This window comes from Sinorhizobium sp. GQ132, assembly GCF_059758575.1.
Genome location: NZ_JCAXDX010000004.1, coordinates 365,918 through 380,094, shown reverse-complemented (window position 1 = coordinate 380,094; position 14,177 = coordinate 365,918). Strand labels below are relative to the sequence as shown.

Here is a 14,177-nt window from a genome sequence, read left to right as displayed (position 1 = left end):
ATTGGCCATATTAATTGCAACAGATCGCGTAACTTAATTTGGCAAACAAGAATTCGCTACGTCCAGAGTCCCAGCACTGATGGCGAGCGCTCTGCACGCTTCAACCTCCACGTCGCGGCAACTCGTGCACGGCGGGCGGTGACCATCATGACGCCCGAAATTCAACCCTGTCATATCCTTCCCTGAGCAAGCCACCGTGACGGATGGGCATCGCAAGCACCCATTATTCTGGGTACGCAGCTTCGCGGGCTCTGACGGACGGCTCTTGCCGTCCGCTTATACCTATTTGGGAGGGCTATAGAGGGCTATGGAATAGATATAGTTCTCATCGCTATCCCGCATGGCCCGCCATCAGCCCCGATTGCCCTCTATAGTGCGATATTGCCGCCGATCGCCGCCGACGGCCGCAACGTCACCAAGTAACATGCGCGCCGTAGATCGCCGCCGTTTTTACGCCACAGCCCGACGTCTGCGACGCTCGTGATCGACCGTGTTGTCGGTGACGGACCAGTCGTCGAACGCAGCCGGCAGGGTTCCCGCCACTGACGAAGCAAGATGGTGCCGACAGCCGTACCTCACCGATCTTCGTCGCGTAGTGCTGCGCCGGCGGAAGCGCGCATCAAGAGAGCGCGGCTCCGGAGCGCGATGACGAGTGCTGCCATGACCAGGACGCCCGCGACTGTGAAAGTGATCCGCATGCCGGCGGCAACGGCCACGGGTGATGCGGCCGCGATCTCGGGTGCAGCCGATGCGAAGGCGAAGACGACTCCCATGACCGACGCGCCGGTGACGAGCCCGAGATTGCGCGAGAGATTGAGCATTCCGGAGACGACGCCGCGCCGGTCCGGGCGGACTTCCACCATCACGGCCGTATTGTTGGCCGCCTGGAACAGCTGGTAACCCGGCGTCAGGATAAGCATGGCGGCCAGGTAGCCGGCGACGCCGAACATCTCCGGAAGCACCGTCAGGGCGAATGAGCCGGCGGCCATTGCGAGGAGACCTGCGACGATCATGAACGGGGCTCCCAGACGGTCGACGGCACGGCCGGCCGGCAGACCGCTCAGGGCGGAGACGACCGGACCCGCCGACATGACGATCCCGACCAGCGCTTCGCCGAGGCCGAGCGAGCGCGAGAGGTAGAACGGCCCGACCACCAGCGTTGCCATCATCACCGTCGAGACGAGTGCGCTCATGGCAAGCCCCGCACCGAGCACCGGGTCCCGCAGAGCCTCGATCCGGATCAAGGGGGTCGCCGCTCTCCGCTCGGCCAGTACGAAGAGGCCGGCGCCGACGACGGCGGCGGCCAGGAGAGCCATGTTGAGCGGACCGAATCGATCGCGCCCAACGGTCATGGCGAGTGCATAGGCGGCCAGCGTCAGGCCGAGCAGCACCGTGCCCGGAACGTCGAAGCCTGCTTGCCTGGCCGCGGGCCTTTGGAGATCGGCGGGCAGCGAGCGGTGCGCGAGAAGAAGGGTCAAAGCGCCGAGCGGCACGTTAACGAGGAAGATCGCCTGCCAGCCGAGACCGGCGATGATGACGCCGCCGAGCGACGGCCCCAGCGCGGTTCCGATCGCAGACATGGTGCCCAGCAGGCCCATGGCGCCACCGGTCTTTTCCTTCGACACGGTCTCTCCGACCAGGGCCGTGGCGAGCGCCATCATGACCGCCGCACCGAGCCCCTGAACCGCCCGGGCGGCAATGAGGAGCTGCAGGCTTGGTGCAGCGCCGCACAAGCCCGAAGCCACGGTAAAGAGCAGGATCCCGGCAAGCAACAGCCGCCGGCGCCCGACGATGTCGCCGAGCCGGCCGACACCGACGATGAGGGTGGTAATGGCAAGGAGATAGGCAAGGACGACCCATTGGACCTGCTGGAACGAGGCGGAGAACGCCGTGGCGAGGCTCGGCAGGCCGACATTCGCGATGCTGGTGCCGAGCGAGGACAGCAGCATGGAGAGCGAAAGGCTGGCGAGCGCCCATCGGGCCGAGGCGGCTCTGTGCGGATTTGCACCTGCGGCATCATCTCGCGCGGCAACGGCTGGTTTCGGCATGAACATTCCTTCCCCGGACCCTGAAGCGTTCCGAGGAGAAGCTAACCGCTCGACCGTCATGGCGGAACACGCACGATTTGCACTTCATTCGTGTGTTTCACGCCATGTCCGATTGAAATCTGTGCTACTGTCGCCGCATGCCGAAACCCGATCTCAATCTCCTCGTCGTCCTCGACGTGCTGCTCGCAGAAGGCAGCGTCGCGCGCGCTGCCAAGCGGCTGCGCCTGAGCCCCTCGGCAATGAGCCGGGCGCTTCAGCGATTGCGCGAGACGACCGGCGACCCGCTTCTGGTTCGGGCCGGGCGCGGCCTCGTTGCGACGCCGCGTGCGCTCGAGCTGCGCGAGAAGGTCGGCCGGCTGGTGGAGGAGGCGCAATCCGTCCTGCGGCCGCAGGAGAAACTCGACCTGAAACGGCTCGTTCGGACGTTCACGCTGCGCACCAGCGACGGCTTCGTCGAAAACTTCGGGCCGAACCTCCTTGCCCGGCTCGGCGCGGAAGCCCCCGGACTACGCCTGGCCTTCGTGCAGAAATCGGACAAGGACAGCGGCCCGCTTCGGGACGGGAGCGTCGATCTCGAAACTGGTGTGGTGGGCGAGGCGACAGGGCCGGAGTTGCGGACGCAGGCTCTGTTCCGGGACCGGTTCATCGGCGTCGTGCGCAATGGCCACGCTTTGAGCGGGGGCGAGGTAACACCGGCCCGCTACGCAGCCGGCAGGCACATCCTTGTTTCACGGCGGGGGCCGGAGAAGGCGGCTGTCGGCATCGATGATATAATGAGGTCGATCGGATTGGAGCGCGAGGTCGTTACCATTGTGGGCGGCTTTTCGAGCGCCCTGGCGCTGGCTCGCTCCACGGATCTGATCGCCAGCGTTCCTGAGCGCCACACCAGCGCCTTGCGTCAGGGAATGCACAGCTTTGCGCTGCCCTTCTCCTTGCCGCAGATCACGGTTTCGCTGCTCTGGCATCCGCGGCTCGATGCCGATCCGGCGCATCGCTGGCTGCGCGGCTGCATTCGCGAGGTTTGCACCGCGCAAGGCTCAGACATGCCGGCCCTGGCCGGTTGAGAAACGGCGCGCTTCACTTTGTATCTTCGCGCGCCCTTAGTTCGTTCTCCACGCTCGAAACACCGATGACCGAGGCGGCCGCTTCGCCGGCAGAGGCAATGTCCGCTTCGCTTCCAACCGTACCGGAGAGCACGACGATGTTGCCTAAAGCGATCACCTCCATGTCGCTCGTATCGATCGCAGTTGCGTAGCGAAGGAAATGCAGAACTTTCTCCGCCAGATCGTCATCGGTCAGATGAGGATCGTCGTCCTTGTGAGAGTATTTCGGGTATTCGCTCGGCATTTCTGGTCGTTCCCGTCCTTGATCGCAACGCTTGGCAGCCCCGGAATGTTCCGGTCGCGCATGGCCGCGTTCGCGCTGATTCTTCTGTAATTGCTGCATGTTGGCTTGGGTTGGCCTAATCAAGAAGGCCGGCAGCATGCGCGTCCCTTGCCTCCACGGCTCGAACAGGGCTATGGCTTGGAAACCCATCAAGGCTCTTCCATGTCCGACGTCTTCCTGAACGTTCTACCGATTTTCGTCCTGATCCTGACCGGCTGGCTCATCGTCCGGCTCGGCTATCTGAAGCCGGCCGTCGGCGAAGCGCTCGGCGATTTCGTCTTCCGCGTCGCGGTGCCGGTGCTGCTCTTCCGTACCATCGCCGAGGCCGATTTCAAGGAAGGGTCGCCCTGGCCGCTCTGGGTTGCCTATTTCTCCGGCGTCGCGGTGACCTGGACCATCGGCCATCTGGCGGCGACGCTCGGCTTCGGCCGGGACGCGCGCATGGGGGTGCTTGCCGGCGTTTCGTCCGCCTTCGCCAATACGGTCTTCATCGGCCTGCCGCTCGTTTCCCGCCTTGTCGGCCAAGACGGTATCGTTGCGCTGTCGATCCTTCTCTCCGTCCATCTGCCGGTCATGATGATTGCCGGAACGGTGATGATGGAGCGCGCGGAACGTCAGACGACCGGCGCACCCGGGCAGGGCATCTGGAAGCTCATGGGCGGAGTTGCCCGCAACCTCGTCCGCAATCCCCTCGTGATCGGCCTTGCCTTCGGCGCTCTGTTCCATCTCCTCGGACAACCGCTCGGCGGACCGGTGAAGATCGTCGTCGACCAGCTTGCGGGCGTGGCAGCGCCTGCGGCGCTCGTCTCGATCGGCATGGCCCTCGACAAGTACGGTCTTGCCGGCAATACCGGGCTCGCGGCCGTGACGAGCACCCTCAAACTCCTGGTGCTGCCCGGCGCCGTCTTCGCCGCCTGCCATCTGTTAGGGCTGAGCGACAGCTGGACCGCGGCGCTGGTGCTGACCTCGTCGGTTCCGACCGGCGTCAACGCCTGGCTGATCGCCAACCACTTCAATGTCGGGCATGCGCTCGCCTCCTCGACCATCACCCTGACCACTGCGCTCGGCGTGGTCAGCGTGTCGGTGTGGGCCTATCTGCTGATGTGACGGGCGGGATTCCTGACCGAAGGCTGCGCTCAAAACAGCCGGTCGAGCCAGCCATGCGGGTCCGGCGCGCGGCCGTTCTGGATGTCCAGCAAGGCTGCCTTCAGGCGGCCGGCAACCGGACCGGCTCCGCCGTCGCCAATGGTGAAGCTGTGTTCACGGCCCTTGACCTTGCCGATCGGCGTTACGACCGCAGCCGTCCCGCAGGCGAAGGCCTCGGTGAGGCGGCCGCTTTCCGCATCCGCCTGCCATTGATCGATGGCATAGGGCTCTTCACGCACCGTAAGCCCCATATCGCGGGCAAGCGTGATCAGCGAATCGCGCGTGATGCCCGGCAGGATCGTGCCCGTCAGCGGCGGCGTCTGCAGCGAGCCGTCGCGGAAGACGAAGAAGACGTTCATGCCGCCGAGCTCTTCGACGAAGCGGCGCTCGACCGCGTCGAGGAACACCACTTGCTCGCAGCCCTCCTGCATCGCCTCCGCCTGCGCCGCAAGACTCGCGGCATAGTTGCCGCCGCATTTGGCCTCGCCGGTGCCGCCGGGCGCTGCCCGGGTGTAATTCTCCGAAACCCATATGGTGACGGCCGGGGCGCCGCCCTTGAAGTAGGAACCGACCGAGGAAGCAACGACGCAGTAGAGGTATTCAGCCGAGGGCTTCACGCCGAGGAGCACTTCCGTCGCGATCATGAACGGCCGGAGATAGAGCGCGGCTCCTTCACCGGCGGGAATCCAGTCGCGGTCGATACGAACCAGTTCGCGCACGGATTGGACGAACAGCTCCTCCGGCAGCGGCGCCATTGCGAGCCGAAGCGCGGAATTGCGGAAACGGCGCGCATTGGCGTCGGGGCGAAACAGCGTGGCGCCTCCGTCGGGAAGGCGATACGCCTTCATGCCCTCGAAGATCTCCTGGGCATAATGCAGAACGAGTGTCGACGGATCGAGATCGAACGCCTTTCGCGGGCCGATCTTCGCATCGTGCCAGCCGCGGCCCTCGGAATAGCGGATCGTCGCCATGTGATCGGTGAACACGCGCCCGAAGCCCGGATTGGCAAGCAGCGCATCGCGCTCGCCGGTCGCCATTCTGGTCGGGTTCTGCTCGAACAGGAAAGTCTGCTCACCGCTACCGGTCATCTGTCGTCTGCTCCTTCGTTCCGAGCGGTTGGTGTCGCTCGCGTTGCATATGTCGAATGGTGAAGGCCATTCTATATCATCATGCGGCCAGGCTCATCACATCTGCGGGATGTGAAAAAACCCGATCGACCGACCGGGTTTTTCAGGAAGTCTGGCCGTGTGCTGACCGCAGTCAGTTTGCCGGAGCCGGCGCCGGAGCGCCGGTCTGACCTGCCGGAGCTGCTCCGCCTTCGGCGGGAGCAGGGGCCGGGCTGGCTTCAGTGGCTGCGGGAGCCGCACCGCCCTCGGCAGGAGCCGCACCGCCCTCGGCAGGAGCCGGAGCTTCAGCAGCGGCGGGAGCCTGTCCCTCCTGACCTGCAGCGGGTGCTGCCTCGGTGGAGCCTGCCGCGGCGGCGTCCGGCAGCGGGGCCGGGCTGTCGGCCTTTTCACGCATCCATGCGATCAGGTTGGCGCGCTCGTCGGTCTTCTTGAGGCCCGCGAAGCCCATGGCCGTGCCCGGCACGTGCTTCTTCGGCGCTTCGAGGAAGTAGCTCAGATGATCGTAGTCCCACACGACCTTGCCGCCTTCGGAAAAGGTCTGCATGCCCGCGGAATAGCTGAAGCCCTCATGCGAGGCGATCGGGCGGTTGACGATGCCCCAGAGGTTCGGGCCGACCTTGTTCGGTCCGCCCTTCTCGATGGTGTGACAGCTTGCGCATTTCTTGAACACGGCCTCGCCGGCGGAGGCATCGGCGCTGGCGAGCAGTGGCCCGATCGGTTCGGACTTCGCTTCCTCGCCGCCGGCAGCACCCGCTTCGCCTGCCGCTTCCTCGGCGACGATGGCGAAACCTTCCTTCTCGGGAGCTTCGGAATGGAAAATGCCTTCCGACGCAATGGATACGGACATCAGAACGAAGACCGTACCCAACAAGGCACCCACACCCATGTTCACATATGGATTCATCTGCAAACGCTCCCTTAGCCACCGGCAAACAAAAAACCGGCCCATCTTGAAATCGCGCGGAACCTATGTCTTTTGGCTCTGCGTTGCAACAGAGATTATCAACCCCGGAGTGAGACGTTTTGACACTTTTTCCGGGTTTTCGAAGGCCGAACGATGAATCGTGAACAATCGGGCAAAACCCTCGTACTCATTCCGGCGCGCATAGCGTCGACTCGCCTTCCCGGCAAGCCGCTTGCCGACATTTGCGGCCTGCCGATGATCGTGCAGGTGGCAAGGCGGGCGGCGGAGGCCGAGGTCGGGCGGATCGTGGTGGCAGTCGATCATCCCGATGTCTTCGCGGCCGTGACCGGCGCCGGCTTCGAAGCGATCATGACGCGCGTCGATCACCAGTCGGGCTCCGACCGGATCCACGAGGCCCTTCTGAAGGCCGATCCGCATGGCGAAGCGGAAATCGTCATCAACGTTCAGGGCGATCTTCCGACGATCGAGCCCGGTCCCATTCGTGCGGCGCTGAAGCCGCTGGAAAATGCCTCGACCGACATCGCCACGCTGACCGTGGCGATCACCGACGAACACGAAAAGACCAATCCCAACGTCGTCAAGGTCGTCGGCTCGCCGCTTTCCGAAAGCCGCTTTCGCGCGCTCTATTTCACCCGCGCCACCGCACCCTACGGCGAAGGCCCCCTCTATCACCACATCGGGCTTTACGCCTATCGTCGCAAGGCGCTGGAAAGCTTCGTTTCGCTGAAGCCGTCGACGCTCGAGAAACGCGAATCGCTGGAGCAGTTGCGGGCGCTCGAAGCGGGTATGCGCATCGATGTCGAGATCGTGGACTCCGTGCCGCTCGGGGTCGACACGCCGGCCGATCTCGACAAGGCCCGCCGCATCCTTTCCGCCCGCGTCTGACATTCCGACATCAAGGGGACCAAAGTGACCGCCAAGACCAACCGGATTTCATTCCAGGGCGACTACGGCGCCAATTCCGACATGGCCTGCCGCGACATGTTCCCGTCGATGGAGCCGCTGCCGTGCCAGACCTTCGAGGACGCTTTCCTGGCGGTTGAAAACGGCGAGGCCGATCTCGCCATGATCCCGATCGAAAACACGATTGCCGGACGCGTCGCCGACATCCATCACCTCCTGCCGGAATCGCGCCTGCATATCGTCGGCGAATATTTCATGCCGATTCGCTTCCAGCTGATGGTGCTGCCCGGCGTCGGGCGCGAGGAAATCCGCACCGTGCACAGCCATATCCATGCGCTCGGCCAGTGTCGCAAGATCGTGCGTGCCAACGGGTGGAAGCCGGTGGTCGCGGGCGATACTGCCGGCGCCGCCAAGCTCGTCAAGGAAGTGGGCGACCGCTCGATGGCGGCGCTTGCTCCGCGTCTTGCCGCCGACCTCTACGGCCTCGACATCATCGCCGAGAACGTCGAGGACACCGACAGCAACGTCACGCGCTTCGTGGTGCTGTCCAGAGAGGAGAGCAGGGTTGCCCGCACCTCGAAGGACGAACTGATCATCACGACCTTCGTCTTCAACGTGCGCAATATCCCGGCGGCGCTCTACAAGGCGATGGGCGGCTTCGCGACGAACGGGATCAACATGACCAAGCTCGAGAGCTACCAGCTCGGCGGCAAGTTCGTGGCGACCCAGTTCTATGCGGACATCGAGGGGCATCCCGACGATACAGGCGTGCGCCACGCGATGGACGAGCTGCGCTTCTTCTCGGAAAATGTGCGCATCCTCGGCACCTATCCGGCGCATCCGATGCGCGGCGTGCTCTGACCATGCGGTGCGGCTTCGGCCGACCCGCTTCACCCCGGACGGCACGAGAAAACGGCAAAACTCGTTAACCGGCTACGCGTCCAGTGCATGCCTAATTTGCAATCATGGAACTACTTAAATCTTAGGCAAATGCCTATTTAGCTCTCGTACAAAGAAGGAGCTAAAAAGATGAAAATCCGTCAGAAGATTACGGAATACGTAAAGATGCGCCGTGCGGTCCGCGAGCTGAACGCTCTCGACGATCACGCCCTGAGCGATATCGGTATTTCCCGTTCCCAGATTCAGGCAGCCGTTTACGGCCGTTAATACCGGGATGACCCCGCGCCGCATTTGACCGCGCGACATCCGAAGTCTTCCACACCCCGCCTCCGTGCGGGGTGTGAGCGTTTTATACGCACGTTTGCTTACGGGCGTTCAAACATGGCACCTCAGCTGCGCTCGGGCCAGGCGAGCCAGTCGCGCATGAGCTGGTGCGCAATGGCGCCCTTCGGCGGCGGAATGTGCTCGTCTCCGGTGTCGGCGACGCCCGTGGCGCGCTCCAGCATCGCCTCGGTTTCCGCCCGCGTGAACCAGCGGACGTCTTCCAGTTCCTGTTCGTCGCGCTTGATGGCGGTCGACTTCGCTTCCGCATAGCAGCCGATCATCAGCGAATGGGGGAGCGGCCAGGGCTGCGACGCATGATAGCGCACGCGGCCGATCCGGATGCCGGACTCCTCGAGCGTTTCCCGCCGCACCGCGTTTTCGATCGTCTCGCCCGGCTCGACGAAACCGGCGAGGCAGGAATACATGCCCGGCGTAAAATGCGGGCTGCGGCCGAGCAGGCATTGATCGCGCTCGACATCGATCGTCAGCATGATAACGACCGGATCGGTACGCGGGAAGACCATGTGCCCGCAGGCCGTACAGATGCGCCTATAACCGCCGGCCGCACCGTCCATCGGGCCGCCGCAGCGGCCGCAGAACCGGTTGCCGGCGTTCCAGACGATCAGGCTCGACGCCTGCGCAAACTGCCCCAGCAGGTTTTCCGGCAGCATCTGTTGGCGATAGAGCGTGCGGGCATCGGCGATCTTGAAGGGCTCCGGCACCGTCTCCTCCGTCAGCCCCGAAGGCACGGCAAGACGCGGCTCGCCATTCGGCAGAAAGCCGAGCAGGACCGCATCGTCCATGGTCGGCTCGAGCCCCGCCAGTTCATAGGGCGCGAAGAGCGGATCGATGACCTTCTCGTCGTGCTTGACGATAAGCTTCGCCCCGGAAAAAGCCAGGAAATGCGCGCCGGGATGCTTGAGCGCCGCCTCGATGCAGTCGTCGGGGCGATGCTCGGACCGGCGGTCCAGGTGGTTCTCCGCGAAGGCGACGAGCGTGCTCGGCTCGGGGTGCGGGCTGTGAAGATCGAAGATCGTTTTCGTCATGCTCAGAGATTTTCCATGATGCGTGCTGCGAATGCCCTGTGCTCCTCCTCCGGCCACGGCTCGGCCTTGCCGAAGCCCCAGACCGGGCCCGGCCAGTTCGGATCGCCTTCACGACGGGCGATGATATGCACGTGAAGCTGCCGGACGATGTTGCCGAGCGCGCCGATATTGATCTTTACGGCGCCGGTCGCCTTCTTCAGGCCTGCCGCTACCATATTGGTCTCGAAGGTGAGCATCGCCTGGTCGAGCGGCGTCAGTTCGAAGACCTCCGTTATGTCGGCGCGTTGGGGTACGAGGATCAGCCAGGGCCAGCGCCGATCGTTCATCAGCCGCATCTGGCACAGCCCGAGCGTGCCGATCGGTATGCCGTCGCGCTCAAGTCGCTCGTCAAGCGTGAAGGTCGTCAAGAAACTCTCCTCGGCATCAAACGGATTCGCTTTGTTTTGCATATCGATACCAGTTTTTTGAAGGCTTGGCTTGCATTTGCTGCGGATATTGCCGATATGAAAGCCGGGAGGTTGGTGGTGGACGAGCCACTCGCCAACCGGGTCAGGTCCGGAAGGAAGCAGCCCTAACGAGCCCCGGCACGGGTCATCGTGCCAGCCTCCCACCTTCTCCGTCCTGTCGGGACACCACCTTCTTCGTCCCTGTCGGGGCACCACTTTCTTTGTCCCTGTCGGGACAAGAGTTCGAACAGCGGCAGGGTCGATGAGCGACGAAGCGCCCACTTCATCCCCGATTTTACCCGTCGAGAAACCGGCCGCCTACCGTGTTCTGGCGCGCAAATACCGCCCCAAGGACTTCTCCGACCTGATGGTCGGCCAGGAGCCGATGGTGCGCACGCTCACCAACGCCTTCGAAACCGGCCGCATCGCCCAGGCCTATATGCTGACCGGCGTTCGCGGCGTCGGCAAGACGACGACGGCGCGTATCCTGGCACGGGCGCTGAACTACAAGACCGCCGAGATCGACAAGCCCACCATCGACCTTCGCGTCCCCGGCGAACATTGCCAGGCGATCATGGACGGCCGCCATGTCGACGTGATCGAGATGGACGCCGCCTCGCATACCGGGATCGACGATATCCGCGAGATCATCGAGCAGGTACGCTATCGGCCGGTCTCCGCGCGCTACAAGGTCTATATCATCGACGAAGTGCACATGCTCTCGACGCAGGCCTTCAATGGCTTGCTGAAGACGCTCGAGGAGCCGCCGGAGCATGTGAAGTTCATTTTCGCGACGACCGAAATCCGCAAGGTTCCGATTACCGTCCTGTCGCGCTGCCAGCGCTTCGATCTCCGGCGCATCAGCGCTTCCGATCTGGTCGGCCTCTTCTCCACCATTCTCGGCAAGGAGGGAGTGCCCTTCGATCCGGAGGCGCTGGCGATGGTGGCGCGGGCAGCGGAAGGCTCGGCGCGCGACGGCCTGTCGCTGCTCGATCAGGCGATCGCCCATGGCGGCGGTTCGGTCGAGATCGAAACCGTGCGTTCGATGCTCGGCCTTGCCGACCGGGCGCGGATCGTCGATCTGTTCGAGCATGTCATCAAGGGCGACGTCGCCGCTGCGCTTGGCGAGTTCGCCGCGCAATACGAAGCCGGCGCCAATCCGACCGTGGTCCTCACCGACCTTGCCGACTTCACCCACCTCGTGACAAGGCTGAAATATGTGCCCGACGCGGTCAACGACCAGTCGCTGAGCGAGATCGAGCGCACGCGCGGGGCCGAATTCGCCGGCAGCGTTGCGGTGACGACGCTGTCGCGCGTCTGGCAGATGCTGCTCAAGGGCATTCCCGAGGCGGAGAGCTCGGCGCGCCCCGCAGGTGCTGCCGAGATGGTGCTGATCAGGCTCGCCCATGCCGCCCATCTGCCTTCGCCCGAAGAGGCCGCGCGGCGGCTTCTCGATCTTTCGGGTGGCGAAGGCGGCGGGCGCCCGGCCCCGAACGGCGGTGGCGGTGCGCAGGCGCCTGCAGGCACCCCGGTCGAAGCTCGCGCCGTGGAGACGGCCGTTTCGCGTCCAAGCGGCAATGGCGCGACCATGCTGCGCGCCGTGCCGAGCTCCGCGGCCCAGCCGATCGGTATCGGCCGCATCGAAGAGCGCACGGTGGCGAGTGCCGCTCCTAAACCCGAACCGAAGGTTGCTGTCAGTTCCATCGGCGACATCGCCGATCTCTGCGCCAAGAACCGCGACATCAAGCTGAAGACGATGGTGCGCGGTTTCCTGAGGCTCGTGCATATCGAACCCGGCCGGCTCGACGTCAATCTGCCCGACGACGCACCGAAGACGCTGCTGAACGAACTCGCAGTCAAGCTCAAGGAATGGACGGGTATCCATTGGGTCGTCAGCTACAGCCGGGAGCAGGGCGAACCGACGCTGGTCGAGGCCGAGCAGCGCGCGCAGGAGCAGCGCGTCAACGATGCGCGCCAGGACCCGGACGTCGCTGCCATTCTTGCGCGCTTTCCAGGGGCCAGGATCACCGACGTGCGCATCCGCGCGGCGGCAGAGGAGGTCGAGAGCCTCGCTCCGGCCGCGGCCGAATCCGAGGACGGCGACATCGTCCCGGGAGACGACATCGAGTAGCCGCGTCGCACGGACGCGGCGCTTCAGAGTATTTCCAGGAAAAGCGTGTAACGGTTTTCGTCCGGAAGTGCGTAGGGCCAAAGAATACCAGAGAACAGGAGACGACGATGCGCGACATCATGGGCATGATGGGCAAGGTCAAGGAAATGCAGGCCAAGATGGAGAAAATGCAGGCGGAGATCGCCGCGCTCGAAATCGACGGCACTTCCGGCGGCGGGCTCGTCACCGTCCGTCTCGACGGCAAGGGCCACATGAAAAGCCTTAAGGTCGATCCCTCGCTCTTCAAGGAAGACGATGTCGAGATCCTCGAAGATCTGATCGTCGCGGCCCATAAGGATGCCAAGGACAAAGCCGAGGCGGTGCAGGCGGAAAAAACCCGCGAACTGACCGCCGGTCTGCCGATCCCCCCGGGCATGAAGCTGCCGTTCTGATCCTCGGCCCCGCAGAGGCTGGCGCCAGCCGAGATGCGTGCTATCTTGCGGACCGTTTGCCGGAGGAGGGAGTGACATGACCGTCGCAACGCTGCTCGTCTTTGCCGGGGCGCTGCTGATTGCCGCTGGGTCGCCGGGGCCGAGCATTGCCGCGCTCGTCGCCCGGGTGCTGTCCAAGGGCGCCCGCGACGTCTTGCCGTTCCTCGCGGCCATGTGGATCGGTGAGGCGATCTGGCTCTCCTTTGCGGTTGCCGGTCTCGCGGCGATCGCCGAGACGTTCCATTGGATGTTCGTCGCGATCAAATGGGCGGGCGTCGCCTATCTCCTCTTCCTCGCCTGGAAGATGTGGTCGGCCGAGCCGCAAACGCCCGGCGAAAGCCTGCCGGAGGCGCGATCTGCATCGAAGATGTTCTTCGCCGGGCTGACGATCACGCTCGGCAATCCCAAGATCATGATGTTCTATGTGGCGCTGCTGCCCTCGATCATCGATCTCGGCTCCGTCACCCTCTTCGGCTGGGCCGAACTGGTCGCGACCATGTTCGTAGTCCTCGTCGCGATCGATGTCGCCTGGGTGCTTATGGCCGCAAAGGCGCGGCAGTTCCTCAAGAGCCGCCGGGCAGTAAGGATCGTGAACCGTGCCAGCGCAGGCACGATGGCAGGCGCGGCAGTGGCCATCGCCACGCGCTGAAGCGCTACGATTCCCATTGGCGGCGATAGACGGTTGGTCTAAAAGCCGGGCATGGCAAAGCGAGTCACCGGCCCCGAAATCGAAAAGCTGATCCAGCTCCTGGCGAAGGTCCCGGGCCTCGGGCCTCGTTCCGCCCGCCGCGCGGCGCTGCATCTCGTCAAGAAGAAGGAACAGTTGCTCGGCCCCCTTGCCGAGGCCATGGGCGAGGCCCATCGCAAGGTCAAGATCTGTTCCTGCTGCGGCAATGTCGACACTATCGACCCCTGCACGGTCTGCACCGACGAGCAGCGCGACCAGGCGGTGATCATCGTGGTCGAAGACGTCGCCGATCTCTGGGCGCTGGAGCGCGCCGGCGCCATGAACGCCGCCTATCACGTGCTCGGCGGCACGCTGTCGCCGCTCGACGGCATCGGGCCGGAGGATCTGAACATCAGGGGCCTCATCGACCGCGTCGCCAAGGGCGACGTGCGCGAGCTGATCATCGCCGTCAACGCGACCGTCGAGGGCCAGACGACGGCGCATTACATCACCGATCGACTCGAGGGCATGCCGGTGAGGATCACGCGCCTCGCCCACGGCGTGCCCGTCGGCGGCGAGCTCGACTATCTCGACGAGGGAACGCTGGCCGCCGCGCTCCGGGCGAGAACGGTGATTTGAGCATTCGCCTCCGCAGCTT

Annotated in this window: 15 protein-coding genes and 1 other RNA gene; 10 read left to right on the top strand and 6 right to left on the bottom strand. The window is 64.3% G+C overall.

The annotated features are described in order from the left end of the window. Positions 1 to 575: 575 nt before the first annotated feature. Positions 576 to 2,054, bottom strand: coding sequence for an MFS transporter (locus AC6CIG_RS13510; protein ID WP_437411847.1), 1,479 nt, complete (start codon positions 2,052 to 2,054; stop codon positions 576 to 578). 131 nt (positions 2,055 to 2,185) lie between these two features. Here AC6CIG_RS13510 and AC6CIG_RS13505 point away from each other — a divergent pair, with 131 nt between their 5' ends. After that, a complete protein-coding gene (locus AC6CIG_RS13505) occupies positions 2,186 to 3,112 on the top strand; it encodes a LysR family transcriptional regulator (RefSeq protein WP_437408018.1) in 927 nt (308 codons plus the stop codon). Positions 3,113 to 3,125: 13 nt separating this feature from the next. Here the strand turns inward: AC6CIG_RS13505 and AC6CIG_RS13500 are convergent, their stop codons facing one another. Beyond that, a complete protein-coding gene (locus AC6CIG_RS13500) occupies positions 3,126 to 3,395 on the bottom strand; it encodes a BON domain-containing protein (protein ID WP_437408054.1) in 270 nt (89 codons plus the stop codon). Between the two features lie 201 nt (positions 3,396 to 3,596). On the opposite strand from AC6CIG_RS13500, the gene AC6CIG_RS13495 reads away from it, so the two are divergent. Next, entirely contained in the window at positions 3,597 to 4,541 is a 945-nt protein-coding gene (locus tag AC6CIG_RS13495) for an AEC family transporter (protein ID WP_100669871.1), read from the top strand. A 29-nt stretch (positions 4,542 to 4,570) separates the two neighbouring features. On the opposite strand, the gene AC6CIG_RS13490 is transcribed toward AC6CIG_RS13495, so the two are convergent. Both AC6CIG_RS13490 and AC6CIG_RS13485 read right to left on the bottom strand, forming a co-directional pair. After that, positions 4,571 to 5,668 carry a branched-chain amino acid aminotransferase gene (locus tag AC6CIG_RS13490; protein WP_437408017.1) on the bottom strand — a complete coding sequence of 366 codons (1,098 nt, stop codon included), beginning with the start codon at positions 5,666 to 5,668 and terminating at the stop codon, positions 4,571 to 4,573. A gap of 172 nt (positions 5,669 to 5,840) precedes the next feature. Then, positions 5,841 to 6,611, bottom strand: a complete 771-nt coding sequence (locus tag AC6CIG_RS13485) for a c-type cytochrome (RefSeq protein WP_498322813.1) — start codon at positions 6,609 to 6,611, stop codon at positions 5,841 to 5,843. Positions 6,612 to 6,764: 153 nt separating this feature from the next. On the opposite strand from AC6CIG_RS13485, the gene AC6CIG_RS13480 reads away from it, so the two are divergent. From AC6CIG_RS13480 to AC6CIG_RS13470, 3 genes are all read left to right on the top strand, one after another. Beyond that, complete coding sequence (locus AC6CIG_RS13480) at positions 6,765 to 7,517, top strand: 3-deoxy-manno-octulosonate cytidylyltransferase (protein ID WP_437408015.1); 753 nt, start codon at positions 6,765 to 6,767, stop codon at positions 7,515 to 7,517. Positions 7,518 to 7,541: 24 nt separating this feature from the next. Beyond that, on the top strand, positions 7,542 to 8,396 hold the full coding sequence (locus AC6CIG_RS13475) for a prephenate dehydratase (protein ID WP_029961701.1): 855 nt from the start codon (positions 7,542 to 7,544) through the stop codon (positions 8,394 to 8,396). Between the two features lie 168 nt (positions 8,397 to 8,564). After that, complete coding sequence (locus AC6CIG_RS13470) at positions 8,565 to 8,702, top strand: DUF1127 domain-containing protein (protein ID WP_003533421.1); 138 nt, start codon at positions 8,565 to 8,567, stop codon at positions 8,700 to 8,702. A 122-nt stretch (positions 8,703 to 8,824) separates the two neighbouring features. Here AC6CIG_RS13470 and nudC read toward each other — a convergent pair whose 3' ends face one another. Together nudC and AC6CIG_RS13460 are read right to left on the bottom strand one after the other, a co-directional pair. Then, entirely contained in the window at positions 8,825 to 9,805 is a 981-nt protein-coding gene (gene nudC / locus AC6CIG_RS13465) for an NAD(+) diphosphatase (protein ID WP_437408014.1), read from the bottom strand. 2 nt (positions 9,806 to 9,807) lie between these two features. Then, positions 9,808 to 10,254 carry an HIT domain-containing protein gene (locus AC6CIG_RS13460; RefSeq protein WP_437408013.1) on the bottom strand — a complete coding sequence of 149 codons (447 nt, stop codon included), beginning with the start codon at positions 10,252 to 10,254 and terminating at the stop codon, positions 9,808 to 9,810. A 64-nt stretch (positions 10,255 to 10,318) separates the two neighbouring features. On the opposite strand from AC6CIG_RS13460, the gene ffs reads away from it, so the two are divergent. The 5 genes from ffs (at position 10,319) to recR (ending at position 14,158) form a co-directional block, all read left to right on the top strand. Beyond that, positions 10,319 to 10,416: signal recognition particle sRNA small type (gene ffs, locus AC6CIG_RS13455), an RNA gene on the top strand. Between the two features lie 97 nt (positions 10,417 to 10,513). Beyond that, positions 10,514 to 12,382: a DNA polymerase III subunit gamma/tau gene (locus AC6CIG_RS13450; protein WP_437408012.1), complete on the top strand. Its 1,869-nt coding sequence runs from the start codon at positions 10,514 to 10,516 to the stop codon at positions 12,380 to 12,382. A 107-nt stretch (positions 12,383 to 12,489) separates the two neighbouring features. Further along, positions 12,490 to 12,813, top strand: coding sequence for a YbaB/EbfC family nucleoid-associated protein (locus AC6CIG_RS13445; RefSeq protein ID WP_003533413.1), 324 nt, complete (start codon positions 12,490 to 12,492; stop codon positions 12,811 to 12,813). A 76-nt stretch (positions 12,814 to 12,889) separates the two neighbouring features. Beyond that, positions 12,890 to 13,501 (top strand): LysE family translocator, encoded by a 612-nt coding sequence (locus AC6CIG_RS13440; protein WP_437408011.1) that lies wholly within the window; start codon positions 12,890 to 12,892, stop codon positions 13,499 to 13,501. Between the two features lie 51 nt (positions 13,502 to 13,552). Beyond that, complete coding sequence (gene recR, locus AC6CIG_RS13435) at positions 13,553 to 14,158, top strand: recombination mediator RecR (RefSeq protein ID WP_018093855.1); 606 nt, start codon at positions 13,553 to 13,555, stop codon at positions 14,156 to 14,158. Positions 14,159 to 14,177 lie beyond the last annotated feature (19 nt).